The organism is Corynebacterium antarcticum (assembly GCF_016595285.2).
GTDB lineage: Bacteria > Actinomycetota > Actinomycetes > Mycobacteriales > Mycobacteriaceae > Corynebacterium > Corynebacterium antarcticum.
Genome location: NZ_JAENIP020000003.1, coordinates 242,057 through 267,372, shown reverse-complemented (window position 1 = coordinate 267,372; position 25,316 = coordinate 242,057). Strand labels below are relative to the sequence as shown.

Sequence of the window (25,316 nt, the reverse complement as noted above, 5' to 3'; positions counted from 1 at the left end):
CCCGCCGGCAGTTCTCCCGGGGTGCCGTCCCCGCTGTACATGCCCCCGATCGGCTAACCCTGTCAGTCCTTCTGGGATGATCTGGAGCAGACGTCTCTAATCGGGGAAAGAGGTAGGGATGACGGTCGCCGATAGGACAGGAGACACCGGGCCCGGTATCCGGAGCTCCCTCATCCGACTGCTCCGGGCCGCGGCCCGACGGAGGGTTCCCGCGCTGTCCGCGCTGTCGGCGACGGTGCTGGTGACGCTGTTCGAGACCGCGGCACCGCTGCTCACCCGCGACGCCGTCGACATCGCGCTCGGTCTGCACGCCGGGAACACGGTGACCCGGTTGTTCCCGGGATTCTCCCCGCTGACCGCGGTCGTCGCCGCCCTCTGCGCGGTCGCGGTCCTCCGCTTCCTCTTCCAGTTCATCCGCCGGTTCACCGCCGGTGTCGTCTCACTGGACACCCAGCAGCGTCTCCGGGTCCAACTGCTCGACTCGCTGCAGCGCTTGGACGGACCGGGGCAGGATGCACTCCGGACGGGTCAGGTGGTCAGCCGTTCCATCTCGGACATCAACACGGTGCAGGGCATCCTGGCGATCTTCCCCCTGACCGTCGGGAACATGCTGAAGCTCACCCTGACCACGATGGTGATGCTCTGGTTGTCGCCGTTGCTCGCGACCGTCGCGCTGGCGACGCTGCCGATCATCGTGTTCCTCGGCGCCAGAGGGAGAAAGAGCCTCTTCGCCTCCACGTGGTCGGCCCAGCAGAAGGCCGCGGACCTGGCCACCCAGGTCGAGGAGACCGTCACCGGGGTGCGGGTGGTCAAGGCGTTCGCCCAGGAGGAGAACGAGATCACCCGAATGGAGTCCGCCGGACGCGAGCTCTACGCCCACCGCATGCGCGCCGCCCGAATCAACGCCAGGTTCCAGCCCGCGCTCGACCAGTTGCCGATGCTCGCCCTGGTCGTCAACATCGCCGTCGGCGGGTGGCTGGCGCTGCACGGCAGCATCACCGTGGGCACGTTCGTGGCCTTCTCCACCTATCTGACCACGCTCACCACGGTTGCCCGGGTTCTCGCCGCGACCATGGTCCGGCTGCAGATGGGGGCCAGCTCGATCCAGCGCGTCTTCGAGGTGATCGATCTCCTTCCCTCGATGGACACGCCCCGCGAAGGAACAGGTTCCGGTGTCCCCCCGGGGCCGGTGGGGATCCGACTCGACGGGGTGAGCTTCGCCGAGGGCGACCGTCAGATCCTGTCCGGGATGTCCCTGGATGTCCCCGCGGGATCCACGGTGGCACTCGTGGGACCACCGGGTTCCGGCAAGACGATGCTGGTCCAGTTGCTCGGACGTTTCTACGCCCCCGACTCGGGACGGATCCTGCTCACCGGTGCCGACGGCGACGAGACGGATTTCGCCGAGGTGTCGACGGCCGCTCTCCGCGACGCGGTCATCTGTGCCTTCGACGAGACGTTCCTCTACTCGGCGACGGTCCGGGAGAACATCGCGGTGGGCGCCCGTGGCCGAGAGGTCGACGACGATGCGGTCCACGCCGCGGCACGGGTGGCACAGGCCCACGACTTCATCATGGATCTCGAGCACGGGTACGACACCCCCGTGGGAGAGAAGGGCCTGACACTCTCCGGCGGTCAGCGCCAACGGATCGCGCTCGCCCGTGCACTCCTGGCCGATCCTCGCGTCCTCGTGCTCGACGACGCCGCCTCTGCGGTCGATGCGGTCACCGAAGCCGCCATCTACCGCGCACTGAAACAGCACCACCCGGACATCACGGTGCTGACCATCGCACACCGGCAGTCCACCCTGGAGCTCGCCGACCGTGCCGCCCTCATCGTCGACGGCCGGGTGGTGGATGAGGGAACTCTGGGTGAGATGCGCCGCAGCCCCCGATTCGCCCGACTCATGGATCTCTCCCTCCGGGACCGTGGCGCCCGCGCCGATGACCGGGTCGATTCAGCGGAGGACCGTGACGGGGACCTTGAACCGACGGACGCGGAGCTCTGGCCGGAGGTCGCACCGGAACCCGGGCTGCGGTGGAACCCGAGCCCCGGAATCAGCCGGGCGGTGCCGGTCGCCGGCGGACGCGGCCGCGGGGTAGGGGCTGTACCCCCCAGCCCCGGACTTCTGGCTCAGGTCGACGCCCTTCCCCCGGCGACCGAGGACCCCGGAATCGATGCCGGGGCGGCCCGGGCCGATTCGGGTGACTTCTCGCTCCGGATACTGTTCCGGCAGGTCCGCGGCCTCACCGCGGCGGTGATCGTGCTCCTGCTCGTCGGCGTCGCCACCGACCTGGCGTTCCCGAGCCTGGTCCGGGTGGCGATCGACAACGGAGTCACCGGGACAGACAGTCGGGCACTGTGGTGGGCGGCTGCCGCCGGCGCGTCGGTCGTCCTGATCGCCTGGTCCGCCGCGGTTCTCCGCACCGTCCTCACGGCACGGACCGGGGAACGGCTGCTGTTCGCCCTGCGACTCCGTTCCTACGCCCACCTGCAACGGCTCAGCCTCTCCTACTTCGAGTCGACCATGTCCGGGCGCATCATGACGCGGATGACGACCGACATCGACGCCCTGAGTTCCTTCCTGCAGACCGGTCTGGCGCAGTCCGTCGTCGCGGTCGGGACACTGTTCGGCATCGCCGGAGTCCTGCTGGCCACCGACGTGAGCCTCACGCTGTGGGCGTTCTGGGCGGTGCCCGTGATCCTCGTCGCCACCATCGTGTTCCGGAGAATCTCCAGGAGCCTGTACACCCGGGCACGCGAACAGGTCAGCGCGGTCAACGCGGACTTCCAGGAGTCCGTCTCGGGCCTGCGCACGGTCCAGATGCACCGGACCGAGGCCCTGCGTCTGGAGAGATTCAGCGAAAAGGTCGAGGCCTACCGACGCACCCGGATCCGCGCCCAGACCGCTGTGGCCCTCTACTTTCCGGGGATCGCGTTCATCTCCGAGCTGTCGCAGGCACTCGTGCTGGGAGTCGGGGCCGGAATGGTCATGGAGGGCCGGATCACCGCCGGGGTCCTCGTGGCCTTCACCATGTACCTCGGCCAGTTGTTCAGCCCGATCCAGCAGCTGAGCCAGATCTTCGACGGCTACCAGCAGGCGTCGGTGGGCTTGTCCCGGATCACCGATCTCCTGGCGACGGAGACTCAGGTGCCGGACCGGGGAACGCGGGAGGGTGCGGACCGTGCGGCGCGGGGACCGCTTTCGGTCGACGAGGTCGATTTCTCCTACTCCGGGACGAACGGACGGATCGTCACCGAAGGCCTGGATCTCCGCCTGGAACCGGGGACCAGGGTCGCCGTCGTCGGACCGACCGGCGCCGGGAAATCGACGCTGATCAAACTGCTCGGCCGGTTCTACGATCCGGTCAGCGGTTCCGTGCGCGCCTCCGGAACGGACATCCGCGAGTTCCCTCTGGACGACTGGCGCCACCAGATCGGGCTCGTCCCCCAGGAGCCCCATCTGTTCACCGGGACGGTCGCCGACAACATCTCCTACGGGAGCCCCGGGGCGGACCGTTCCGCCATCACCGCCGCCGCCAGGCGGGTGGGCGCGCTGGCCGCGATCTCCCGCATCCCCGGGGGATTCAACCATCTCGTCGGGGAACGGGGTCGGGGCCTCAGCTCGGGGCAACGACAGCTGATAGCCCTGGCACGGGCCGAGCTCGTCGAACCCACGCTCCTGCTCCTGGACGAGGCGACCGCGACTCTCGATCCCGCGACTGAGACAACGGTGCTCACCGCCGCGCAGCGGGTGACCGGCGGACGGACCTCGGTCGTCGTCGCGCACCGGTTGGCCACGGCCGCGCGGGCCGACCGGATCCTCGTGCTCGACCGGGGCCGGGTCGTCGAAGACGGCACGCACGCGGGATTGATCGAGGCCGACACCCGCTACCGGGCGATGTGGAACGCCCACACGCGGGTCGACACGGGTGACGGCGGGCGCGTTCCCCCGCCACCCACCGTCGGAAACCGGTAACGTGAGCGCGGTGTGGTGTCCGTATTGATGTGTCCCCGATCCCACCACGGCACGAGACTGCACGATCCCACGCCGCCACGATGCGACAGAACGGGGTCTCGGCAACTAGCCTGTAGTTGACGACTACAGTGAACAAACTGACGTAGGTTAACCAAGGAAATGAGGCGAGCACCTGCCGTGAGCAGCGCTAGTACTTTCGGCCAGAACCAGTGGCTGGTAGACGAGATGTTCCAGCAGTTCCAGGAGGACCCCGGGTCCGTGGACAAGGAATGGCGGGACTATTTCGAGACACAAGGTGCACCTTCAGGCACCCCCGAAAAGACCCCCGCTGCCGCTGTGCGGAAGCCCGCCGAACCCGTTTCCGGGAAAGACGCGAAGGCTGACGTGAAGAGCGCGGCTTCCTCCCGCCCCACCGCCCCTGAAAAGGGGATCGGCATAGAGGCGAAGAAGGAGAACCCCGAAACCCCCGCAGCCAAGGCCCGCGACCACGCGCCGAAGCGCGAGGGCGAATCCGCGCGCCGGCAGGACGCCGCGGCCGAGCGATTCGCGAAGTCTCCCCTGAGCCGCATCGGGGAACTCCCCGAGTCGGGCAAGAGCCAGTTGACGGGTATCGCGAAGGCGATCGCGAAGAACATGGACCTCTCCCTCGAGGTCCCGACCGCCACCTCCGTGCGGGACATGCCCGCCCGCCTGATGTTCGAGAACCGCGCGATGGTCAACGACCAGCTGCGCCGTACCCGCGGCGGGAAGATCTCCTTCACCCACATCATCGGCTACGCCATGGTCAAGGCGACCATGGCGCACCCGGCGATGAACAACTCCTACGACATCATCGACGGCAAGCCGACCATGGTGGTCCACGACCACATCAACCTCGGCCTGGCGATCGACCTCCCGCAGAAGGACGGCTCCCGGGCACTCGTCGTCGCGGCCATCCGCGAGTGTGAGAACCTCTCGTTCTCCGAGTTCGTCGACGCGTACGAGGACATCGTCTCGCGCGGCCGCAAGGGGAAGCTGACCGGCAAGGACTACTCCGGGGTCACCATCACCCTGACGAACCCGGGCGGCATCGGCACCCGGCATTCGGTGCCACGTCTGACCAAGGGCCAGGGCGCGATCATCGGCGTCGGTTCGATGGACTACCCGGCTGAGTTCGCCGGTGCCTCCGAGGACCGCCTCGCCGAGCTCGGCGTCGGCAAGCTGGTCACCATCACCTCCACCTACGACCACCGCATCATCCAGGGTGCGGAGTCCGGTGAGTTCCTGCGCACGATGAGCCAGCTGCTCACCGACGACGCCTTCTGGGACCACATCTTCGACTGCATGCAGGTCCCCTACACGCCGATGCGCTGGCGCCAGGACATCCCGGACACCGGGGTGGACAAGAACACCCGCGTCATGCAGCTCATCGAGGCCTACCGCTCACGCGGCCACCTCATCGCGGACACCAACCCGCTGCACTGGACCCAGCCCGGAGTTCCGATCCCGGATCACCGCGATCTCGACATCGCGACCCACGGCCTGACGCTGTGGGACCTGGACCGCAAGTTCTCCGTCGGTGGTTTCGCCGGCCGCGAGCAGATGACCCTCCGCGAGGTCCTGACGACCCTGCGCCGGGCGTACACGCTGAAGGTCGGTTCCGAGTACACCCACATCCTCGACCGCGACGAGCGGACCTGGCTGCAGGACCGGCTCGAGGCGGGTATCGACAAGCCCACCGGAGCTGAGCAGAAGTACATCCTGCAGAAGCTCAACGCCGCCGAGGCCTTCGAGAACTTCCTGCAGACCAAGTACGTCGGCCAGAAGCGCTTCTCCCTCGAGGGCGCCGAGAGCCTCATCCCCCTCATGGACGCGTGCATCGACACCGCCGCGGGCCAGGGCCTCGACGAGGTCGTCATCGGCATGCCGCACCGCGGTCGCCTCAACGTCCTGGCCAACATCGTCGGCAAGCCCCTGCACAACCTGTTCAACGAGTTCGAGGGCAACTTCGATCCGGCGCAGGCGGGCGGCTCCGGTGACGTGAAGTACCACCTCGGCGCCGAGGGCCAGCACCTGCAGATGTTCGGTGACGGCGAGATCAAGGTCTCACTGACCGCGAACCCCTCCCACCTCGAGGCCGTCAACCCGGTCATGGAGGGCATCGCCCGCGCCAAGCAGGACATCCTGGACAAGGGCGAGGACGGGTACTCCGTCGTGCCGCTGCTGCTGCACGGTGACGCCGCGTTCGCCGGCCTCGGCATCGTCCCCGAGACGATCAACCTCGCCCAGCTGCGCGGCTACACCGTCGGCGGCACCATCCACATCGTGGTGAACAACCAGATCGGCTTCACCACCACCCCGGATTCCGCCCGCTCGATGCACTACGCCACCGACATCGCCAAGGGCTTCGGCTGCCCCGTGTTCCACGTCAACGGCGACGATCCCGAGGCCGTCGTGTGGGTCGGGCGTCTCGCGACCGAGTACCGCCGCCGCTTCGGCAAGGACGTCTTCATCGACCTCGTCTGCTACCGCCGCCGCGGCCACAACGAGGCCGACGACCCGTCGATGACCCAGCCGCAGATGTACGAGATCATCGACAACCGGGACACCGTCCGCACCCGCTACACCAATGACCTCCTCGGTCGTGGCGACCTGTCCTCCGAGGATGCCGAGGCCGTCATCCGCGACTTCCACGACCAGATGGAGTCCGTGTTCAACGAGGTCAAGCAGGCGGGGAAGAAGCAGGCCTCCGCACAGGAGGGGATCACGAGCTCGCAGAAGCTCCCCCACGGCCTGGACACATCCATCTCCAAGGCCGATCTCGTGGAGATCGGTGAGGCCTACGCCAGAACCCCCGAGGGCTTCACCATCCACCCGCGCGTCCAGCCGGTGGCGAAGAAGCGTGTCGAGAGCGTCCACGAGGGTGGCATCGACTGGGGTTGGGGCGAGCTCATCGCCTTCTCATCCCTGGCGAACTCGGGCAAGGTCGTCCGCCTCGCCGGTGAGGATTCCCGCCGCGGTACCTTCACCCAGCGGCACGCCGTCCTGGTCGATCCGAAGACCTCCGACGACTTCAACCCGCTCAATGAGCTGGCCCAGTCGAAGGGCGACGGCAAGTTCCTCGTCTACAACTCCGCGCTGACCGAGTACGCCGGCATGGGCTTCGAGTACGGCTACTCCGTGGGCAACCCGGACGCGGTCGTCGCCTGGGAGGCGCAGTTCGGTGACTTCGCCAACGGTGCCCAGACCATCATCGACGAGTACGTCTCCTCCGGTGAGGCCAAGTGGGGCCAGACGTCCGGTGTCATCCTGCTCCTGCCGCACGGCTACGAGGGCATGGGCCCGGACCACTCCTCCGCCCGGATCGAGCGCTACCTGCAGCTGTGCGCCGAGGGCTCCATGACCGTCGCCCAGCCGTCGACGCCGGCGAACTACTTCCACCTTCTGCGTCGCCACGCGCTCAGTGAACTGCACCGTCCGCTGGTCGTGTTCACCCCGAAGTCGATGCTGCGCATGAAGGACGCCGCCAGCCCGGTCGAGGACTTCACCGAGGTGACCAAGTTCCGCTCGGTGATCAACGACCCGCGTCTGGTCGACCGCGACAACAACGTCATCGGCGACGTGGACGAGGTCACCACGATCCTGCTGGTCTCCGGAAAGCTCTACTACGAGCTGGAGAAGCGCCGGAAGAAGGACGGCCGCGAGGACGTCGCGATCGTCCGACTGGAGATGTACCACCCGATCCCGCACAACCGGCTCAAGGAGGCCTTCGCGTTCTACCCGAACGCCACGGAAGTCCGGTTCTGCCAGGATGAGCCCGCCAACCAGGGCGCATGGCCCTTCCTGGCGCTCAACCTGCCGGAACGCATCCCGGAGATGCCGCCGCTGAAGAGGATCTCGCGTCGTGCGCAGTCCTCCACCTCGACGGGCGTCTCGAAGGTCCACCAGTTCGAGCAGCAGCAGCTGATCGACGCGGCGTTCGCCCCGGACGCCTGATTCCGAGGCATCGTCCCCCGTAGCCCCCGGGACGCGGAAAAGGCCCCCTTCACCGGAGAACCGGTGGAACGGGGCCTTTTCCGCGTCCCGGGCGTCAGGTACGGCGCGAAACCGGGCCGCTCCCGTCGCGTCGGGTGGCTACAGGCCCTCCGCCCGCAGATACGGCACGACGGCCGCCGAGACGGAATTGGATTCCAGGGCTTTCTGTGTCAGTTCGCGGATGTCGGCGGTCGATATGGTTCCGCCCACGGAGTTCAGGATGAGCCGGTCGCGTCGGTCGAGCATCGGCTTCCGGTACACCGGAACGATGTTCTGCGGGAGCTCCGGGCCGTCGTACCCCTCACAGCCGAGGGCGTTGGAGGGGTCGGTGGCCATCATGTTCCCCGGAAGCGAGCCGACCAGAGCCGAGTACACCTTCTCCCGCCACTCCCCTGAGTTCCTGTCGACCTCGCCGTTCTCCAGTGCCGCCGTGTACTCGCGGGACAGCTCCTCCGCGGCCACGGGATTGAGCTGGTGGAGCAGCTCACCGGTGCAGCCGACGACGAGATCGGCCTTCCGCTCGTTGAGCCGCTCGATGCGCTGGTTGTCGTTCGAGGCCGTCTCCAGGGTGAGGTAGGCGTCCCGGTCGTGCGCACGCAGGGTCCGCTGATACATCTCGCCGAGGATCCGCTGCTCGATGGACGAGGAGTTGACCGAAATCTGCACCGGACGGAACTCCGACTCCACGGGAGGGCCCGCCGGTTCGGGTGCGCACGCGGCCAGGACGGGTACGCAGATCACCGTGGCGAGGATCAACCTTGTCAGCGTCCTCGGTGACGGTGGCGATTCCTCTGGCGTCATGGGTTCTCCTGGCTCGTCCGGTGTACGCGCGGTGATCCCGGCCCGACGTTCCGGGAACACCGTCTGGTTCTCCAGTGACACTCTACTTCGGCCGGCCGGGGACGCGCGGGATCACCCGCTGACCCGTCGATGGTGTACCTGCGGAAGAACTCGGTACACTCACTGCTGATCCTCGTCCGAAAGATTCCGGGGTCCCGGCTCCTCCGGTCGGAATCCACCTGTACCGCAGAAGGAGCGTCACCGCCCGATGCCCAGTATCCGACGTGTACTCAAGCCGCGGACCTCCCCCGCCGACAAGATCACGCCTTCTCCGATGGAGCCGGATGCACCTGTTGAAGAGGCCATCGAGCGCTGCACCGTCTACGTCGACGGAGCCGATGACGGGCAGCCTCACACCTACCGCAGCGCCCTGGAGCATGTCCGCAGGGAGGGCCGCGGATGGGTCTGGCTCGGTCTCCTCGAACCCAACGAGCGTCAGATGATGGAGATCGCCGAGGCATTCAACATCCACGAGCTCATCGTCGAGGACGCGGTCAACGCGCACCAGCGCCCGAAGGTCGAGCGCTACGACCAGCAGCTGTTCATGGTCGTGCGGTCGGTCATGTTCAAGGAGCACGAGTCCGTCAACGACGCCTCGGAGATCATCGAGACCGGGGAGATCCAGATGATCCTCGGGCCCGACTTCATCATCACCGTCCGACACGGCAAACCCTCCAACATCAAGGGACTGCGCAGGCGCGTCGAGGAGGACCCGGAACAGACCGCCCTCGGACCGGCCTCCGTCGCGTGGATGATCATGGACACGGCGGTCGACGAGTACGTGCGAATCGGCGGAGAGCTCGCCGCCGATGTCGACGAGCTCGAGGCGGAGGTGTTCACCCCGAACGAACGCTTCGACATCCAGACGATCTACATGCTCAAGCGGGAGATCCTGGAGATGCGGCACTCCATCGATCCGCTCGCCGCCGCCCTCCGGCTGCTGCTGGAGCGCAACGGGGACATGCTCCCCGGCGAACTCGTCCGGTACTTCCGTGACGTCCTCGACCATGAGCTGCTCGCGGTCGACAGCGTGCGAGGTCTCGATGAGCGGCTGTCCGCTCTGATCGACGCAGGTGTCGCGAAGATCACCCTGCAGGAGAACGACGACATGCGGAAGATCTCCTCCGTCGCCATCATGGCGGCTGTGCCCACGGTCATCGCCGGCATCTACGGCATGAACTTCGAGGTCATGCCGGAGCTCGGATTGAAGTACGGCTACTACATGGCGCTCCTGCTGATGGTCGGCTCTGTACTGTTCCTGTGGTGGCTGCTGCGCCGCAAGAACTGGTTCTGAGCCGCCCCAGGCCCGGACACCGATCCGGTCACCGGCCGGGCCGGTGCCTTCCCCCCAGGTTCGCGCGCGCGATCTCGTCCCGCGCCCGGCGCGCGTGTTCCGGTGTACACAGAACGTCGTAGCGTCCGGCCACGATCTGCGTGGTCGTCGCGAAATCCCGCCGGCCCTTCGACGCCGCGTACGGCACCGCCGCCGCGATCAGCCCGAAGATCACCCCCATGACGATGCCGTAGATCATCGGAGCCATGAAGCTCTCGCTGAACAGGCTCATCAGGATGCCGACGAAGAGCCCCATCCAGGCACCCGAAGCGGCACCCGCCGCCAGAACCCGTCCCCAGGTCAACCGGCCGACGACCCGTTCGACCTCCATGAGGTTCACGCCGACGATCGTGAGCTCGTTGACGGGGAAGTCACCGCGGTCACTGAGCATGTCGACGGCGGCCTGCGCGGAGGCGTAGTCCCCGAAACTGCCGACCGGCCATCCCTCCGGGCGTAGGCGTTCCCCCGGCTGGTTCCGCGCCTGGGGGGTTCCGAACGGTGTCATGCTCACGATCTCCTCCTGAGGTTCGGTGGGACTGGTCCGCCACCGGGGATTCCGGAGGTCTCTCCTCCACTCCGTAGAACGGCCCGACCGGGTGGAATGTTCCCGGGCGGGCGGCACAGTAAAGTGGATCTCCATGAGCCCTATCACCCGTGTGTACGCAGGACGTCTCTCCGGCATGGTCGTCCGTGGTCCCGACACCGACGTCATCGGTCGCGTCCGCGACATCGTCATCGCGGTCAGGCCCAACGGACAGACGTCCCGGGCGCTCGGCCTCGTGGTGGAGATGCTGAACAAGCGCCGGATCTTCCTGCCGATGCTCCGGATCGCGGAGATCGAACCCCAGGAAATCCTGCTCGCCACCGGTTCGGTGTCCCTGCGCGCGTTCCAGTCGAGAACCGGTGAGCTGAGCATCATGGCGGACATCGTCGGTTCGAAGATCCAGGTGGATGACCCTGAGCTCGACCATCTCCACGGCAGGGCCCTGGAGATCGCCGATGTCGAGCTGGAGCGCACCCGCACCCGCGACTGGGTGATTTCCCGGGTGGCGGTGTACCACGAGAAGCCGAAGTTCGGTCGACGCCCGAAACTGGATGTGGTGCCCTGGACGCACGTGCACGGTATCTCCGCCGGCGGTACCGGCGATCCGGACGCGACCGCGGAGATGATCGCCCAGTTCGATGACATGCGCCCGGCGGACATTGCGACCCAGCTGTACACGCTTCCCGCCCAGCAGCGGGAGCAGATCGCGGTCGAGCTCGACGACGAACGGCTCGCCGATGTCATGCAGGAGTTGCCCGAGGACCGGCAGGCGGAACTCCTCGACGCCCTCGACTTCGAGCGGGCCGCCGACGTTCTCGAGGAGATGGACCCCGACGACGCGGCGGACCTGCTCGGTGAGCTGCCGGACGCCAAGGCCGCGGCCCTGCTGGAGGAGATGAACCCGGAGGAGTCCGCGCCGGTCCGCCGGTTGATGAGCTTCTCCCCCGACACGGTGGGCGCCCTGATGACGCCGGAGCCCCTGGTACTGACCCCCCAGACGACGGTCGCCGAGGCGCTCGCGTTCGCCCGCGACCCGGAACTGCCCACGTCCCTGTCATCGATGGTGTTCGTCGTCCGTCCGCCGACGGCCACACCGACCGGGAAGTACCTCGGCTGCGTCCACCTGCAGCGGCTTCTGCGCGAACCTCCCGGTTCACTGATCGGCGGCTGTCTCGACCCCGATCTGCCGCCGCTGTACGCGGACGACGACCAGGAGACCGCCGCGCGCTACTTCGCCACCTACAACCTCGTGTGCGGTCCCGTACTCGACCCCGACAAGCACCTCCTCGGAGCGGTCGCCGTCGATGACCTCCTGGACCACATGCTCCCCGATGACTGGCGTGAGCGCGGCCTCCGCCCCGATCCCGAGCTGGGTGGCAGACGACCTCTGCTGCAGCCCGGATCGCGGTAGCCGGCTGTCCTCCCCGACCACCAACCCCGCCCGACCTTTCCAGCACATCGTGAAGGAGCCCACCCGTGGCTGATTACCAGCGCAGCGATCTCGACACCCCGGTAGCCGGCCAGCGCCGGAAGCTCATCAACATCGACGGCGACTCGGTGGGCGCGTTCGCGGAGAAGGTCGCCCGGTTCTTCGGCACCGGCGACTACCTGTTCTGGCAGACCGTGTTCGTCATCATCTGGATCGCGCTCAACGTCGGCGCCTGGAGATTCAGCTGGGATCCCTACCCGTTCATCCTCCTCAACCTCGCGTTCTCGACCCAGGCCGCCTACGCGGCGCCCCTCATCCTCCTCGCCCAGAACCGGCAGGAGGACCGGGACCGTGTGGTCATCGCAGAGGACCGACGACGGAGTGAACAGACCAAGGCCGACACGGAGTTCCTCGCCCGCGAGCTGGCCGGTGTCCGGATCGCCGTCGGTGAGACGGTGACCCGTGACTATCTCCGCCGTGAGCTCGAGGAGCTGACGGATCTCCTCGAGCGACTCGAGGCCAAGATCGACGATGAGTCGGCGGCTCGGCAGGCGCGGGAGCATCTGGAGCACGGGGAACGGGACGGGAAGGACCTCCTCGCGGAACCGACCATGGGCGAGATCAACGACCGCGACGACGACAACCGGTGACCTCGACGGGGCGGTGAAACCACCGGGTGACCGGATGCCCCGCACGGCGTGGCGGGGTGGTGGCGCGCTAGGATCGTCTGGTGATGACTACCGTGACTGAATCCGAAGTCCGCGCCGCGCTCGCCCGGGTGATCGACCCGGAGATCGGGCGCCCGATCACCGAGCTCGGTATGGTGAAATCCATCGCCGTCGACGGCTCGTCCGTGCAGGTCGAGATCTATCTGACCATCGCCGGGTGCCCGATGAAGTCGACCCTGACGGAGAATTCCAGGGCGGCTGTCGCGGAGGTGGACGGTGTCACCGACGTCACCGTCACCACCGACGTGATGAGCGACGAGCAACGCCGTGAACTGCGCACGAGCCTGAGGGGAAACGCCACCGAGGTGGTCAACCCCTTCGCGCAGCCTGGGTGCACGACCCGCATCTATGCCGTCGCCAGCGGTAAGGGAGGTGTCGGCAAGTCCTCCATGACGGTGAACCTCGCGGCGGCGCTCGCCGCCCGGGGACTCTCCGTGGGTGTGCTGGACGCCGACATCTACGGCCACTCGATCCCCCACATGCTCGGATCGGACGAGCGACCGCACCAGGTCGACGACATGATCATGCCGCCAATGGCCCACGGGGTGAAGATGATCTCCATCGGCCATTTCGTGGAGGGCAACTCCCCCGTCGTCTGGCGCGGCCCCATGCTGCACCGGGCGATAACCCAGTTCCTCACCGACGTGTTCTGGGGCGATCTGGACGTGCTCCTCCTCGATCTCCCACCCGGTACCGGCGATGTCGCGATCTCCGTCGCCCAGCTGGTCCCCAACGCGGAGCTGCTCATCGTGACCACGCCACAGGCGGCCGCGGCCGAGGTCGCCGAACGGGCGGGATCCATCAGTCAACAGACCCGACAGCGCATCGCCGGAGTCATCGAGAACATGGGTGCCATGGTTATGCCCGACGGTTCCACCGTCGACGTGTTCGGTGCCGGAGGCGGGCAGACCGTGGCGGACCGGCTGTCCATCCTGACGGGGACCGAGATCGATCTCCTCGGTGAGGTTCCCCTGGATCCTGCGCTCCGCGCCGGCGGCGATGTCGGGGTCCCCGTGGTCATCGCCCACCCCGAGTCGCCGACATCCGTGGCGATCGGGGAGATCGCGGACAGGATCGTTGTCCGGCGCGAGTCGCTGGCCGGGAAATCCCTGAATCTGGGGGTCGCGAACAAACCGCGGTGAACGGCGCAGCCCGGACACTCCCCCTAGGTGACGTCCGACCAGTCAGCGCCACCGGACGGTTCAGGCACCGACGGGTCGGCGGACCGGGAGGGGGCGGGGCCCCCGTCTGACGGCCGATCGACTCGGACGGTCTCTTCGGCGGCCTGCCTGACGGTGGTGCCCTGTTCCGCGGCCCGCTGCCTGTGTGCCCGTCCCGCGGTGTCGCCGGACATGATCTTCTTCGGGTCGAAGGCGTCGAGGAGGCTGTCGTCGCCGTCGAAGAGAGTCTTGGTGAGTACGGCACGCGGGCCCATCCGCTGCATGGCGGCGATTTCCCCGAGGGGACGGGAGATGTCCTCGAACTCGGGGCCGAACTCCTCATTCATCGAGCGCTTGGCGTTGTCGATGGCGGTCCGGGCGGCGAGGATCGCGGCACGGACGTCCTCGATGACCCTCGGCAGACGTTCGGGGCCGATCACCACGAGACCGACGACGAAGAGGACGAATATCTCGGACCAACCGACATTGGTGAACACCCTTTCATACTAGCTGAAGGGGATTACCGGACAAGGTCGCCGCCGCCGCCGGCGGTCACCGGCTCCGGGAGCGTCGCACCGCCCGGTAGAGGATGTCGACCTTGTCGAGGAGTGTCTCCGGCGGCGAACACACCGTGTCCTCGATTCCGGGGCCGGCCGGACAGGACTGGGCGATCGAGGTCAACCGTTCCATGAGGGACCTGGGGACGCGGATGTCGTCGTTCTCACCGCAGGTACGGAGTCTCTCAGCGGCACGACGCTGATGATCCACGTCGTTCCGGCACTCCACGCAGTGCACCATGTGCACGCGCGCCCGGTGTGCCGCGCCCGGTGTCAGCTCCCCGTCCACGAAAGCGGCGACCGCCTCGGGGCTCAGGTGCTCGACAGAGGCGAACTCGCGGGGTTTCCGGGCCCGCCGGGGCTCATCTCCGGGCGTCCGCCCGTCATCGGGCTGCTGTTCGGTCATACGGAACCGCCTCCCTGCACTTCACCGTCCGGAGCCGGATCACCGTCCCGGATCTCCGCTGCTTCTGTCGCCAAGAATACGCGGTCCGACCGTCCGGTGTGTCCGCCGGTGCAGCCGCACACCGGGAAGGCGATCAGCTTCCCGTCCCCGTGGGGATGAGGAGCTGTGCGTCGGAGTCGGTGCGTGCGGCGTCCTCCAGACTCTTCCGCAGCTGACTCCGTCCACGATGGATGCGTGACCGGACCGTGCCCATCTTGACCCCCAGAGTGTCCGCGATCTCGTCGTAGGTCATTCCGAGGACGTCACAGAGGACGACGGCGACACGGAAGTCGGGACTGAGGGCGTCGAGGGCATTCTGGAGCACAGGATCCAGGTTGGCGAAGCTGTACGCCTGCTCGGGGGTCATCTCATTCCCGGGAACGCGGTCGTAGTCCTCCGGGAGAGCCTCCATCCGGATACGGCTGCGGTGCCTGACCATGTCGAGGAAGAGATTGGTGGTGATGCGGTGGAGCCAGCCCTCGAAGGTGCCAGGCTGGTAGTTCCTGAGTGAACGGAACACCCGCATGAAGGTTTCCTGGGTGAGATCCTCGGCATCATGCTGATTGCCGGACAGCCGGTAGGCGAGCCGGTAGACGCTGTCCGCGTGCTCCTCGACGAGCTCCGCCCAGGTCGGCAGCTCCGCGGCCCCGGCGTCGAACGCCGCGGTGCCACGGAGCTCCACTGGATCCACTCCGTCACCGTCGGTGGCAGCCTGGATGTCAGCGGGACCGGTGGTTCCGTGGGGATCGGGCATCATGCCTTGATTGTCCATCAGGGACGTATCCTACAACCAAGTAGCGCCTTAAATCACCCTGATTTTCGTGCGTCAGTTCTGTAACGCCACGTGACCGGCCCACAGTCACCCCCCGCACACACCCCCAGACGGTCACTCGCGTCACAGCCACCACAACCGGCGGGTTGCCCCCGTTTTGATCCGCCCCGGCCATACACTTGACCCCGTGAGTGACACCGCCTTCAGAACCCTCTGTTCCTACATCACCGGAACCACCGGGACGCCCCCCGAACTCGTCGAAGCCAGAAGCGACGCAGGTGAATTCGGGCTCACCGTTCCGGACGAGATCACCGGTTCCCTCCTCGCCACTCTCGCGGCGGGGGCGGCGACCGATGACTCGGCCAGCGCCATCGCCGTCACACCGGCCGCCGGCGTGGTGGGCCTCTACCTCCTGGAAGGTCTCGGTGAACGAGGTCACCTCACCTGCATCGACCCCGAGGCGGAGCACCAGAAACAGGCCCGGACCACGTTCACCGCGGCCGGGTACCGTCCCGGACGGTTCCGGTTCCTCCCGTCCCGTCCCCTAGAGGTGATGGGGCGTCTCGCCCAGGGCTCCTACCAACTCGTCTACGGGGACATGCGCCCGACCGACCTCAAGGCGTTCATCAACGCCGCGTGGCCCCTGCTCAGCAACAACGGGGTCCTCATCCTCGCGGACTGCCTCCTCGACGGCACCCTCACGGACGACACCCGCCGCGACCGGGACACCGTCGCCGCACGGGAGGCCGACCAGCACGTCCTCCAGATGGAGGATGCGTTGGTGACGAGGCTTCCGCTGGGCGCGGGAATGACGATCCTGACGAAGCGGTACACCGCCACACTCTGACCCCCACCGGAGAAGCACGGAAGCGCGCCCACGGTCAGACCGTGAACGCGCTTCATGCCGTTGTTGCCTCGCTTGCCGGTGTCACCGCGACAAGCGCGGCAGCCAGTGCAACCTGTCCAGCAGGCTAGACCACGACGTTTTTACCGATGCAGACGACCCCGCCGGCACTCACGGTGAAACGCCCGGCATCCCGCTCGTGGTCGACCCCGATGAACTCCCCTTCGGAGATCACCACATTCTTGTCCAGGATGGCATGCCTGACCACAGCGTTCTTCCCCACGCGCACACCCGGCATGAGTACGGAACCTTCGACGGTGGCGCCTTCCTCGATGACCACGTTGGCGGAGAGCACCGAGTTCCGGACCGTTCCGCCGGAGATGATGGACCCCGAGGCGACCATGGATGACTGGGCGATGCCGCCCTGCACGAACTTGGCGGGGGGATAGTTTCCGGTGTCGGTGTTGTGGATCGGCCAACGGCGGTTGTAGAGGTTGAACACCGGATGCACGGAGATCAGGTCCATGTGCGCCTCGTAGAAGGCGTCGATGGTACCGACATCGCGCCAGTAGCCGCGATCCCTGTCGGTGGCGCCGGGAACCTGGTTCGACGAGAAGTCGTAGACGTGGGCCTCATTCCTGTTCACGAAGTAGGGGATGATGTCCCCGCCCATGTCATGGTCCGAATTCTCGTTCTCGGCGTCCGCCTTCAGCGCCTCGAGGAGCGCCTCGGTGGTGAACACGTAGTTACCCATTGACGCGAAGGTCATGTCCGGGTCGTCCGGTGTCGACGGCGGATCGGAGGGCTTCTCCAGGAACTCGGTGATCTGACCGTCATCGTTCGACTGGATGCAGCCGAAGGCGGTCGCCTCGGACCGTGGGACCCGGATACCCGCGACGGAGACGGACGCACCGGACACGATGTGCTCCTCCACCATCTGGCGGGGATCCATGCGATAGACGTGGTCCGCACCGAACACGATCACGTACTCGGGGTCCTCGTCGTAGATGAGGTTCAGCGACTGGAGAATCGCGTCCGCGGATCCGGTGAACCACCGCTTACCCAGGCGCTGCTGGGCGGGCACAGGAGTGATGTACTGACCTGCGAGTCCGGCCAACTGCCACGACTGGGAGATGTGCCGGTCGAGGGAGTGGGACTTGTACTGCGTCAGCACGCAGACCTTCATGTACCCGGCGTTCACCAGGTTGGACAGGACGAAGTCGATCAGCCGGTAGGTGCCCCCGAAGGGCACAGCGGGTTTGGCTCGGTCCTCCGTCAGGGGGGACAGACGCTTACCCTCACCGCCGGCGAGGACGATGGCTAGGACATGTGGTTGGCTCCTCACAGAACCCACTGTATAAGAGATTGGTCACGTCCGGTGGGTGTTCCCCGGAATTGACCACAGCGAAAGTGCGAAACCCGTGGCCACGGCCGCAGATGTGCCGACATGCTCTACGTCACACCGGTTTCCGGTAACGGTTCGCTGCTGTCGACGCCCGGCCGGGCAGCGACCGGGGCGGACGCCGTCGCACGACTCCGGCCGGGCGCCCCGCACATCCGGTACACCCCCTGGCCGGAGCGGCGGCCGACGCAAAGAACCACGGTATCCGGTGTTTGTGGCCCACCGCGGCGGGTGGACCCGCCGGATCCTCCCCTCCCCCGGGTCACCGTTCCTGCAGGCCGGGTCGGGCGCGGCTATCGTCGGTGACATGCGAGTAGGAATGATGACCAAGGAATATCCCCCGGAGATCTACGGCGGCGCCGGCGTTCACGTAGCCGAGTTGACGCGCTACATGCGCAAACTCGTCGAGGTCGACGTGCACTGCATGGGAGCCGAGCGTGATGAACCGAACACGTGGGCCCACGGCGTCGACCCCGCCCTGGCTGACGCGAACCCGGCCATCCGCACCCTGTCGACGGGCCTGCGCATGGCGGATGCCGCGACGGGCGTCGATGTGGTCCATTCACACACCTGGTACGCCGGTCTCGGTGGGCACCTCGCGGCCCGCCTGTACGGCATCCCGCACGTCGCGACGGCCCACTCCCTGGAACCGCACCGCCCGTGGAAGAGGGAACAGCTCGGCGGCGGCTACGACGTCTCGAGCTGGTCCGAGAAGAACACCATGGAGTACGCGGACGCGGTCATCGCCGTCAGCGAGAAGATGAAGGGCGCGATCCTCGATGCCTACCCCCGGATCGATCCCGAGCGGATCCACGTCGTTCTGAACGGCATCGACTGCGAGCTGTGGCAGCCGCGCCCGACCTTCGACGACGCCGTCGAGTCCCGGGGTTCCTCCGTTCTGGCCGAGCTCGGTGTCGACCCGGACAAGCCGATCGTCGCGTTCGTCGGCCGGATCACCAGGCAGAAGGGAGTCGGCCACCTGGTCAAGGCAGCGAAGATGTTCGATCCGGACGTGCAGCTGGTCCTCTGTGCCGGAGCCCCCGACACCGAGGAAATCGCCGCGGAGACCACGGCTCTCGTCGATGAACTCCGCGCCTCACGGGGAGGCGGGGTCTTCTGGGTGACCGAGATGCTCCCGAAGGAGAAGATCCAGGAGATCCTCACCGCCGCCGACACGTTCGCCTGCCCGTCGATCTACGAACCGCTCGGCATCGTGAACCTCGAGGCCATGGCCTGCGGCACGGCGGTCGTCGCCTCCGATGTCGGCGGCATCCCCGAGGTCGTCGTGGACGGTGAAACGGGGACCCTCGTGCACTACGACGAGAACGACCCCGGGACCTTCGAGCGGGATCTGGCGTCCGCCGTGAACGAGATGGTCGCCGACCGTGACCGTGCACGTCGCATCGGGGAGGCGGGCCGCCGGCGTGCGGTCGAGGAGTTCTCGTGGGCGACCATCGCGGAACAGACCGTCGACGTCTACCGCTCCCTGATGTGAATGCCAGCCGCCGCTCACCCGACACACCCTGACACCGATCCCGGAGTCCGATCACCGATGACCTACACCACCCACCGCCCTGAACTGCACGTCACCGCCGAGCAGGGGATCCTCAACGCACCGGCCGGTGCGATCCGGGACGCCGACCTCTGGCACGTGTTCCTGCAGTACCAGCCGACCCAGGGGGCCCCGGCCCGTTGGGCCCACCAGGCGCTCGACGTCACGAACCCCTATGACTGGGACATCTGCGACGATGTCCTCGCCCCGGAGGGCGCCGAGATCCAGGTACGTGCAGGTTCCGTCGTCTCGGTCGGCGACTCCGGAGCCGCGGAACTCTTCTTCACCTCCGTCACCCCGGACGGAACCGAGGTGCACGTCGCGTCCGTACCCGCGCTCCCCGAGACCGTCGCCGAACTCGGCGACGACGCACTCGCCCTCGATTCGTCGGTGTCCAGGATCGGCCGGGTACTGGGCGACCACGACGGGTGGCACAACTTCCGTTCCCCCTGTGTCCTGGCCGAGGGCCCGGGAAAGTGGCTGATGCTGGCCGTGACCGGGAACGTCGACGAGCCGCGGCTGGTCATTCTGGACTCCACGGATCTGCGGACCTGGTCGGTGCGCGGACCGATGAGCTTCGAGGGGGACCCGGGAGTGAGCGGTGGGCACTGCATGGTCAGTCCGCGTCTGCTCCGACTCCGGGACGAGGTCGACGGTGAACTCCGGGACGTCCTGCTGACCACGATCGAACAGGAGGGCGGCCCGGACATCTCCGGATACCTCGTCGGATCGCTGACCGGCGCCCGTTTCACCGTGCAGACCCCGTTCACGCGGATGGACTTCGGCCACGATTTCACCAGGCCCCGGAACACCAACTTCATCGGGACCGGTACGGGCGAGCAGCACAGCGACAGTGCACTGGTCTTCGGGTTGATGAACGGCGTCGGACGCAAGGATGACCCGACCCGGCACAAGAGTCTCGCCGAGGAGAACTGGGCCAACTGTCTGTCCATGCCCAGGCTGGTCACCCTGCAGGGGGGTCGTCTGTTCCAGACGCCCACTCCCGGTCTGCCCGATGTCATCCCCGGGACCACCGCAGCACGGATGTTCACCGCCATACTCGATGCCGGCAAGGGTTCAGTCAGTATCGATGTCCTCGACGGCTCCGGCGAGCCGGCGGTGACGGTCAGCCATCACGGAGACCGGGTCACCCTGGATCGCTCCATGAACGCTTCGCACCGTGGTGATCCGGTCGCCTCCGGTCCCCTCGCGGAGGCGGACACCGATTCCCTGACCGTCATCGTCGACGGCTCCACGGTGGAGGTCTTCGTGGACGGTGGTGTCGCGGCTCTCGCGAGCCGGGTCTACTTCACCTACGGTTGCGGCGGTTTCACCGTCCGCACCGAGGGCGGGGCGAGTGTTCTCCGGACGATGAATCTGGGCCCGCTCCCCCACGATTCCACGGGACTCGGTGATGTCAGGGACGGATTCGATCCGGACGCGGTGGATCGCTGACGGGTCCCGCACCACGACGGCGAAGGGCGGAACCCACCCGATCGGGTCCCGCCCTTCGCCGTGTCTCCTCCGGAATCAGCGGACCTGGAGTCGGGTCACCGTCGCCCGTGCCGTGAGACTCATGTGGTCCGGGAGTCTGGCCGCACGCTCCGCCAGCAGGTCAGCCGGGATGTGCTGAGCGGACGGACTCATTCCGGTCTGCGTGGCGATCGACTCCTGATCGAGCCGCATCGTGAACTCAACGAGTTCCGGTTCCCCCACCGGCTCGAACCAGTCGGAGGACTGCTCGACGACCTGACGTGCCTCCCCCTCGGGGACGTCGAGGATCCCCAGCGGTTCGCGGAGCTCCGTGAGGTGCCCGGCTTCCGCGGTGAGCACGACAACCTGTCCGCCGGGTTTGAGGACCCGGGCGAACTCCTCGGGGTTCGAGGGGGCGAACACGACCGTCACGACATCGACCGAGGAATCGCGCAGCGGCAACCGCCGCCGGGCGTCCGCCACGACGGCTCCGACCCGGGGATGACAGGCGGTGAGGCGTTCGGCGGCTGGTACGGAAAGATCGATCCCGACCCCCCGGGCACCTTCGACATCGTCGAGCGTATGGGAGAGGTAGTATCCGGTGCCCGCGCCGATCTCGCAGATCACCGGGTGGGCGTCATCGTCGACACCGGCGTCATCGAGTGCGAGCTGAACCGCTCCGGTGACCGCCTCGACGAAAGGGGCGTAGTGCCCCCTGGAGAGGAAGGTCTCTCGGGCCGTGACCATGTCGTCATCGTCCGCGCGGTCCTCATGGACCTCGTCGACGGTCAGTGTCGCGTAACCGGAACCCGCGATGCCGTAGTGGCGACCCGAGCCACCGTCAAGTCGGGAGTTGTCACTGTCGAGGCTCAGAGGACTCCCATCCACCGGATCCGCCAGGACATCGGAGATATCTGTGAGCACGTCGGGAAAACTCCTTACCGTTGGTGAATGGAACAGCTGACCGACAGCGGCGACGACCCGGTTCCGGGGCGCAGCGACCGGTCAGCGCGGTTCATGATACCCGCATGATCGTTCCGGGTAGCGAACGAGCCTGTGCGGTGCCGGGTCCCGTCGAAGGTGACCGGAACCGGGTGACAGAAAAAAGGGGACCGCCCGGGACGTGTGCCGGAGCGGTCCGAGTGGGCGGGTCGGTCCTCAGCCCGCGGCCTCGACGAGAAGGGCACCCAGTTCGGCCGCCTCCTCCTTGTTGAGTTCAACCACGAGACGTCCACCACCGTCCGTGGGAATACGCATGACAATCTTGCGTCCCTCTTCAGCCGCTTCCATCGGACCGTTGCCTGTCCGGGGCTTCATAGCTGCCATTACGTCCAGCTCCTTCACAAACTTGTGTTTTAAGAAGTATCGGTTACCAGCCTAGTCTTTTTTCGGCTCACCGGGCTGCCTGCAACGGGGACGGCACGGAATCAGTCGGCCGACGCGTGCTCTCGGTCGAGTTGTGCGCGGAGGCGGGCGATCTTCGCTTCGTAGGCCGCGACGACCCGGTCCACCTCGTCCATCCGGTACCCGCGCAGCACCGTCCGGAACCGGATGTCGTCCACCCGGCCCTCACGGACCGCAGCTTCATTGTGCGTGCCCACGTCAGGTATCTGCTCCTCGAACGGGGGGAGCGTCTCACCACGGCCGAACAACAGGCCGAACACGACGGTGAACAGGACGATGAGGGCCAGCAGAATGCAGATGTAGATGATCCAGGTCAACACAGGGATAGCTCCTCGGGGGCAGGCCGCTCGTCGCGGTGGCAGTCACTTGCTTCAACCCCGACAAGGCTACCCGTCGGTGGCTGCGGGGTACAGCGCGGACAGGGGAGGACGCTCCGGGATGGTGCACCCGCCCGGGATCCGGACACCGTTGCGCGACAGAATCGTGGCCGCCACCGCGTCGGCGACGGGCTCGAGCTCCCGTGTGGGCTTGTTGCGGTGGCGACGAACGCCGAGATCGACGGAGGTGACGGCGCCGGCCCCGAACCTGGCCGCGACATCGAGGAGGAGAGCTGACTCGACCCCCCACCCCGTGACGAAGGGGAGATCGAGTGCGGTGGCACGCCTGATCCCGTACTCCCCGGTCAACGGCTGCCGGATATGGGAGAGTTCCGGGTTGAGCGCACGCAGCAACGGTAGCGCGGTGAGCCGGGTGACCCGACCGCCGCCGTCGGAATCATCTCCGAGCGGGCGGCGGTGATCCCCCTTGACGAGCTGCACCCCGGGGTCGCTGAAGGGCGCGACCAACGCGTGGACCATCCCCGGTGCGGGATCCGTGAGATCCGCGTCGACGAACACGACCACCGACCCGCGGGCGGCGGCGACGCCACGCCAGAGAACCTCCCCCTTCCCCGGGAGCACCGGAATCCCCGGGAGCACCTCCTCGCGGGTGAGCACCCGCGCACCCGCCGCGCGGGCGCGCGCCGCGGTCCGGTCTCCTGATCCGGAATCGATCACGAGGACCTCGCCCGGCCCGTCAGCCAGCACGGACTTCACGACCCCGGCGACCGTGCCCTCCTCGTCGAGTGCCGGGATCACCACGCTGACGTCCCGCGGTGTGGGCCCCGCGTTCACGCGAGACCCCGGATCACGGTGGACGGCCGGACCGTGCCGCGGATCGCCGCGGTCATGCGGAGCACGTCGACGGTGTCGCCGACCTCGTGAACCCGGAACGCCGCGACCCCACGGGCTGCGGCCCAGGCCGTGGCCGCGAGGGTCCCGGCGACGCGACGTTCCAGAGGGCGGCCGACGGTCTCCCCGATGAAGTCCTTGTTGGACAGCGCCATGAGGACGGGCCATCCGGTCGCGACCAGCTCATCGACGCGCCGCAGCAGCTCGAGCCCGTGAAAGGTGTTCTTCCCGAAGTCGTGCGTGGGATCGATGAGGATCAGGTCCTCGGGGACGCCGCACGCCACCGCGCGCTCCGCGAGGGCGGTGGTCTCGGCGATCACCGATGCGACGACGTCGTCGTAGTGGACGCGGTGGGGCCGGGTCCGGGGAGTCGCTCCCCCGGTGTGCGAACAGACGTAGCCGGCACGGTGGGCGCCGGCCACCTCGACCAGCTCCGGATCGTGCCCCGCCCAGGTGTCGTTGACCAGGCGGGCACCCGCGCTGATCGCGGCTTCCGCGACACCGGAGCGCCAGGTGTCGACGGAGACCGTCACCCCGGGGTGCCGCCGCGCGGCGGCGGAGATGAGCGGAACGACACGCTCGATCTCCTCGTTCTCACCGACGTGTTCCCCGGGTCCGGCCTTGACGCCACCGATGTCGATGATGCCCGCACCTGCGGCGACGGCGGCGTCGGTGCGTTCCAGGGCGTCCTCGAGCGCGAAGGTGGCTCCCCGGTCGTAGAAGGAGTCCGGCGTCCGGTTGATGATGGCCATGACGACGGGCAGACCGTCATCTCCCCCGTACCCGGACCCCGGCCGACGCGCGGGACTAGGCCCGGGCGTCGGCGGCCGCATCGCGGGCTGCCCTTTCGTCGGCTTCCCTGGCCATTCCCCGATGGACCGCGCAGATGTGGGCCACCGCCTCTTCCGGGGAATCGGTCACCATGACCAGCTTCGTGTCCTCGGGGGCGATCATGCCGTTTGCCAGCAGCTGCTCCCGGATCCAGTCGACGAGCCCGGACCAGAAGGAGGTGCCGAGCAGGACGATCGGGTAGTTGGTGATCTTGCCCGTCTGCACGAGGCAGAGCGCCTCGAAGAGCTCGTCGAGGGTACCGAAGCCGCCGGGCAGGCAGACGAAGGCCTGGCTGTACTTGAGGAACATCGTCTTGCGGACGAAGAAGTACCGGAAGTGGAGGCCGAGATCGATGTAGGGGTTGAGCCGCTCCTCGTGGGGGAGTTCGATCCCGAGGCCGACGCTCATACCGCCGCCCTCGGTCGCACCCCGGTTCCCGGCCTCCATCAGGCCGGGACCTCCGCCGGTGATCACTGCGTAGTCGGCCGCCACGAGGCGTTCGCCGAGTTCCCTGCCGAGCGCGTAGTACTCCGTGTCCTCCCCCTGCCGGGCGGAACCGAAGACCGTGACGGCCGGGGGCATCTCCGCCAGGGCCCCGAATCCGTTGACGAATTCGCTCTGGATGCGCAGCACCCGCCAGGGATCCTCGTGCAGCCAGTCGGTCGATTTCTGGGTGTCCAGCAGGCGCTGATCCGTGGTGGATTCCTGGGTTCCGCCGTGCCGTACCAGCACGGGACCGCGCATGTAGCGGTTCTGGTCCGTGGTGTTCTCGCTCATCGG

At 67.3% G+C, this 25,316-nt stretch carries 21 protein-coding genes; 9 read left to right on the top strand and 12 right to left on the bottom strand.

Going from position 1 to position 25,316, the window contains the following annotated elements:
• Nucleotides 1-118 precede the first annotated feature (118 nt).
• Complete coding sequence (locus JIM95_RS08565; protein WP_200260064.1) at nucleotides 119-3,979, top strand: ABC transporter ATP-binding protein; 3,861 nt, start codon at nucleotides 119-121, stop codon at nucleotides 3,977-3,979.
• Nucleotides 3,980-4,156: 177 nt separating this feature from the next.
• Entirely contained in the window at nucleotides 4,157-7,954 is a 3,798-nt protein-coding gene (locus tag JIM95_RS08560; protein WP_200260061.1) for a multifunctional oxoglutarate decarboxylase/oxoglutarate dehydrogenase thiamine pyrophosphate-binding subunit/dihydrolipoyllysine-residue succinyltransferase subunit, read from the top strand.
• Nucleotides 7,955-8,092: 138 nt separating this feature from the next.
• On the opposite strand, the gene JIM95_RS08555 is transcribed toward JIM95_RS08560, so the two are convergent.
• Nucleotides 8,093-8,794 (bottom strand): type 2 periplasmic-binding domain-containing protein, encoded by a 702-nt coding sequence (locus JIM95_RS08555; protein WP_200260058.1) that lies wholly within the window; start codon nucleotides 8,792-8,794, stop codon nucleotides 8,093-8,095.
• 247 nt (nucleotides 8,795-9,041) lie between these two features.
• Here JIM95_RS08555 and JIM95_RS08550 point away from each other — a divergent pair, with 247 nt between their 5' ends.
• Nucleotides 9,042-10,127 (top strand): magnesium and cobalt transport protein CorA, encoded by a 1,086-nt coding sequence (locus tag JIM95_RS08550; RefSeq protein WP_200260055.1) that lies wholly within the window; start codon nucleotides 9,042-9,044, stop codon nucleotides 10,125-10,127.
• Between the two features lie 28 nt (nucleotides 10,128-10,155).
• Here the strand turns inward: JIM95_RS08550 and JIM95_RS08545 are convergent, their stop codons facing one another.
• Nucleotides 10,156-10,671, bottom strand: a complete 516-nt coding sequence (locus JIM95_RS08545) for a YflT domain-containing protein (RefSeq protein ID WP_200260052.1) — start codon at nucleotides 10,669-10,671, stop codon at nucleotides 10,156-10,158.
• Between the two features lie 133 nt (nucleotides 10,672-10,804).
• Between JIM95_RS08545 and JIM95_RS08540 the strand changes: the two genes are divergently transcribed.
• The 3 genes from JIM95_RS08540 to JIM95_RS08530 all read left to right on the top strand — a co-directional run bounded on the left by JIM95_RS08540 (nucleotide 10,805) and on the right by JIM95_RS08530 (nucleotide 14,009).
• Entirely contained in the window at nucleotides 10,805-12,121 is a 1,317-nt protein-coding gene (locus JIM95_RS08540) for a magnesium transporter MgtE N-terminal domain-containing protein (RefSeq protein WP_200260049.1), read from the top strand.
• A 65-nt stretch (nucleotides 12,122-12,186) separates the two neighbouring features.
• Entirely contained in the window at nucleotides 12,187-12,789 is a 603-nt protein-coding gene (locus JIM95_RS08535) for a DUF1003 domain-containing protein (RefSeq protein WP_200260046.1), read from the top strand.
• Between the two features lie 83 nt (nucleotides 12,790-12,872).
• Nucleotides 12,873-14,009 carry an Mrp/NBP35 family ATP-binding protein gene (locus JIM95_RS08530; protein WP_200260043.1) on the top strand — a complete coding sequence of 379 codons (1,137 nt, stop codon included), beginning with the start codon at nucleotides 12,873-12,875 and terminating at the stop codon, nucleotides 14,007-14,009.
• A 23-nt stretch (nucleotides 14,010-14,032) separates the two neighbouring features.
• Here the strand turns inward: JIM95_RS08530 and tatB are convergent, their stop codons facing one another.
• The 3 genes from tatB to sigE form a co-directional block, all read right to left on the bottom strand.
• A complete protein-coding gene (tatB, locus tag JIM95_RS08525) occupies nucleotides 14,033-14,524 on the bottom strand; it encodes a Sec-independent protein translocase subunit TatB (protein ID WP_200260040.1) in 492 nt (163 codons plus the stop codon).
• A 55-nt stretch (nucleotides 14,525-14,579) separates the two neighbouring features.
• Complete coding sequence (locus tag JIM95_RS08520) at nucleotides 14,580-14,990, bottom strand: zf-HC2 domain-containing protein (RefSeq protein WP_200260037.1); 411 nt, start codon at nucleotides 14,988-14,990, stop codon at nucleotides 14,580-14,582.
• A 133-nt stretch (nucleotides 14,991-15,123) separates the two neighbouring features.
• Nucleotides 15,124-15,801: an RNA polymerase sigma factor SigE gene (gene sigE, locus JIM95_RS08515; protein WP_234034679.1), complete on the bottom strand. Its 678-nt coding sequence runs from the start codon at nucleotides 15,799-15,801 to the stop codon at nucleotides 15,124-15,126.
• Nucleotides 15,802-15,988: 187 nt separating this feature from the next.
• Here sigE and JIM95_RS08510 point away from each other — a divergent pair, with 187 nt between their 5' ends.
• The gene (locus tag JIM95_RS08510; RefSeq protein ID WP_200260034.1) at nucleotides 15,989-16,648 is read left to right on the top strand and encodes an O-methyltransferase; all 660 of its coding nucleotides are present in this window, start codon (nucleotides 15,989-15,991) and stop codon (nucleotides 16,646-16,648) included.
• A 124-nt stretch (nucleotides 16,649-16,772) separates the two neighbouring features.
• Here JIM95_RS08510 and glgC read toward each other — a convergent pair whose 3' ends face one another.
• A complete protein-coding gene (glgC, locus tag JIM95_RS08505) occupies nucleotides 16,773-17,990 on the bottom strand; it encodes a glucose-1-phosphate adenylyltransferase (protein WP_200260030.1) in 1,218 nt (405 codons plus the stop codon).
• Nucleotides 17,991-18,354: 364 nt separating this feature from the next.
• On the opposite strand from glgC, the gene glgA reads away from it, so the two are divergent.
• Both glgA and JIM95_RS08495 read left to right on the top strand, forming a co-directional pair.
• Entirely contained in the window at nucleotides 18,355-19,542 is a 1,188-nt protein-coding gene (glgA, locus tag JIM95_RS08500; protein WP_200260026.1) for a glycogen synthase, read from the top strand.
• A 57-nt stretch (nucleotides 19,543-19,599) separates the two neighbouring features.
• The gene (locus JIM95_RS08495) at nucleotides 19,600-21,054 is read left to right on the top strand and encodes a GH32 C-terminal domain-containing protein (protein WP_200260023.1); all 1,455 of its coding nucleotides are present in this window, start codon (nucleotides 19,600-19,602) and stop codon (nucleotides 21,052-21,054) included.
• A gap of 75 nt (nucleotides 21,055-21,129) precedes the next feature.
• Here the strand turns inward: JIM95_RS08495 and JIM95_RS08490 are convergent, their stop codons facing one another.
• The 6 genes from JIM95_RS08490 to JIM95_RS08465 all read right to left on the bottom strand — a co-directional run bounded on the left by JIM95_RS08490 (nucleotide 21,130) and on the right by JIM95_RS08465 (nucleotide 25,313).
• Entirely contained in the window at nucleotides 21,130-21,996 is an 867-nt protein-coding gene (locus tag JIM95_RS08490; protein WP_200260020.1) for a methyltransferase domain-containing protein, read from the bottom strand.
• A 234-nt stretch (nucleotides 21,997-22,230) separates the two neighbouring features.
• Complete coding sequence (locus tag JIM95_RS08485) at nucleotides 22,231-22,398, bottom strand: DUF3117 domain-containing protein (protein ID WP_198735586.1); 168 nt, start codon at nucleotides 22,396-22,398, stop codon at nucleotides 22,231-22,233.
• Nucleotides 22,399-22,499: 101 nt separating this feature from the next.
• Entirely contained in the window at nucleotides 22,500-22,793 is a 294-nt protein-coding gene (locus tag JIM95_RS08480) for a DivIVA domain-containing protein (protein ID WP_234034678.1), read from the bottom strand.
• Nucleotides 22,794-22,862: 69 nt separating this feature from the next.
• Nucleotides 22,863-23,648, bottom strand: coding sequence for a glucosyl-3-phosphoglycerate synthase (locus JIM95_RS08475; RefSeq protein WP_200260014.1), 786 nt, complete (start codon nucleotides 23,646-23,648; stop codon nucleotides 22,863-22,865).
• Entirely contained in the window at nucleotides 23,645-24,457 is an 813-nt protein-coding gene (folP, locus tag JIM95_RS08470) for a dihydropteroate synthase (RefSeq protein ID WP_234034677.1), read from the bottom strand. Before folP ends, JIM95_RS08475 begins: the two co-directional genes overlap by 4 nt.
• A 55-nt stretch (nucleotides 24,458-24,512) precedes the next feature.
• The gene (locus tag JIM95_RS08465; RefSeq protein WP_200260008.1) at nucleotides 24,513-25,313 is read right to left on the bottom strand and encodes an LOG family protein; all 801 of its coding nucleotides are present in this window, start codon (nucleotides 25,311-25,313) and stop codon (nucleotides 24,513-24,515) included.
• Nucleotides 25,314-25,316 lie beyond the last annotated feature (3 nt).

What these genes read in the sequence shown, in the direction of transcription:
- JIM95_RS08540 (WP_200260049.1), top strand. Translation starts at nt 10,805, where the DNA reads ATGAGCCCTATCACCCGTGTGTACGCAGGACGTCTCTCCGGCATGGTC.
- JIM95_RS08465 (WP_200260008.1), bottom strand. Translation starts at nt 25,313, where the DNA reads ATGAGCGAGAACACCACGGACCAGAACCGCTACATGCGCGGTCCCGTG.
- JIM95_RS08495 (WP_200260023.1), top strand. Translation starts at nt 19,600, where the DNA reads ATGACCTACACCACCCACCGCCCTGAACTGCACGTCACCGCCGAGCAG.
- JIM95_RS08565 (WP_200260064.1), top strand. Translation starts at nt 119, where the DNA reads ATGACGGTCGCCGATAGGACAGGAGACACCGGGCCCGGTATCCGGAGC.
- sigE (WP_234034679.1), bottom strand. Translation starts at nt 15,801, where the DNA reads ATGGACAATCAAGGCATGATGCCCGATCCCCACGGAACCACCGGTCCC.
- JIM95_RS08555 (WP_200260058.1), bottom strand. Translation starts at nt 8,794, where the DNA reads ATGACGCCAGAGGAATCGCCACCGTCACCGAGGACGCTGACAAGGTTG.
- glgA (WP_200260026.1), top strand. Translation starts at nt 18,355, where the DNA reads ATGCGAGTAGGAATGATGACCAAGGAATATCCCCCGGAGATCTACGGC.
- JIM95_RS08545 (WP_200260052.1), bottom strand. Translation starts at nt 10,671, where the DNA reads ATGACACCGTTCGGAACCCCCCAGGCGCGGAACCAGCCGGGGGAACGC.
- JIM95_RS08550 (WP_200260055.1), top strand. Translation starts at nt 9,042, where the DNA reads ATGCCCAGTATCCGACGTGTACTCAAGCCGCGGACCTCCCCCGCCGAC.
- JIM95_RS08520 (WP_200260037.1), bottom strand. Translation starts at nt 14,990, where the DNA reads ATGACCGAACAGCAGCCCGATGACGGGCGGACGCCCGGAGATGAGCCC.
- folP (WP_234034677.1), bottom strand. Translation starts at nt 24,457, where the DNA reads ATGGCCATCATCAACCGGACGCCGGACTCCTTCTACGACCGGGGAGCC.
- JIM95_RS08485 (WP_198735586.1), bottom strand. Translation starts at nt 22,398, where the DNA reads ATGGCAGCTATGAAGCCCCGGACAGGCAACGGTCCGATGGAAGCGGCT.
- JIM95_RS08530 (WP_200260043.1), top strand. Translation starts at nt 12,873, where the DNA reads ATGACTACCGTGACTGAATCCGAAGTCCGCGCCGCGCTCGCCCGGGTG.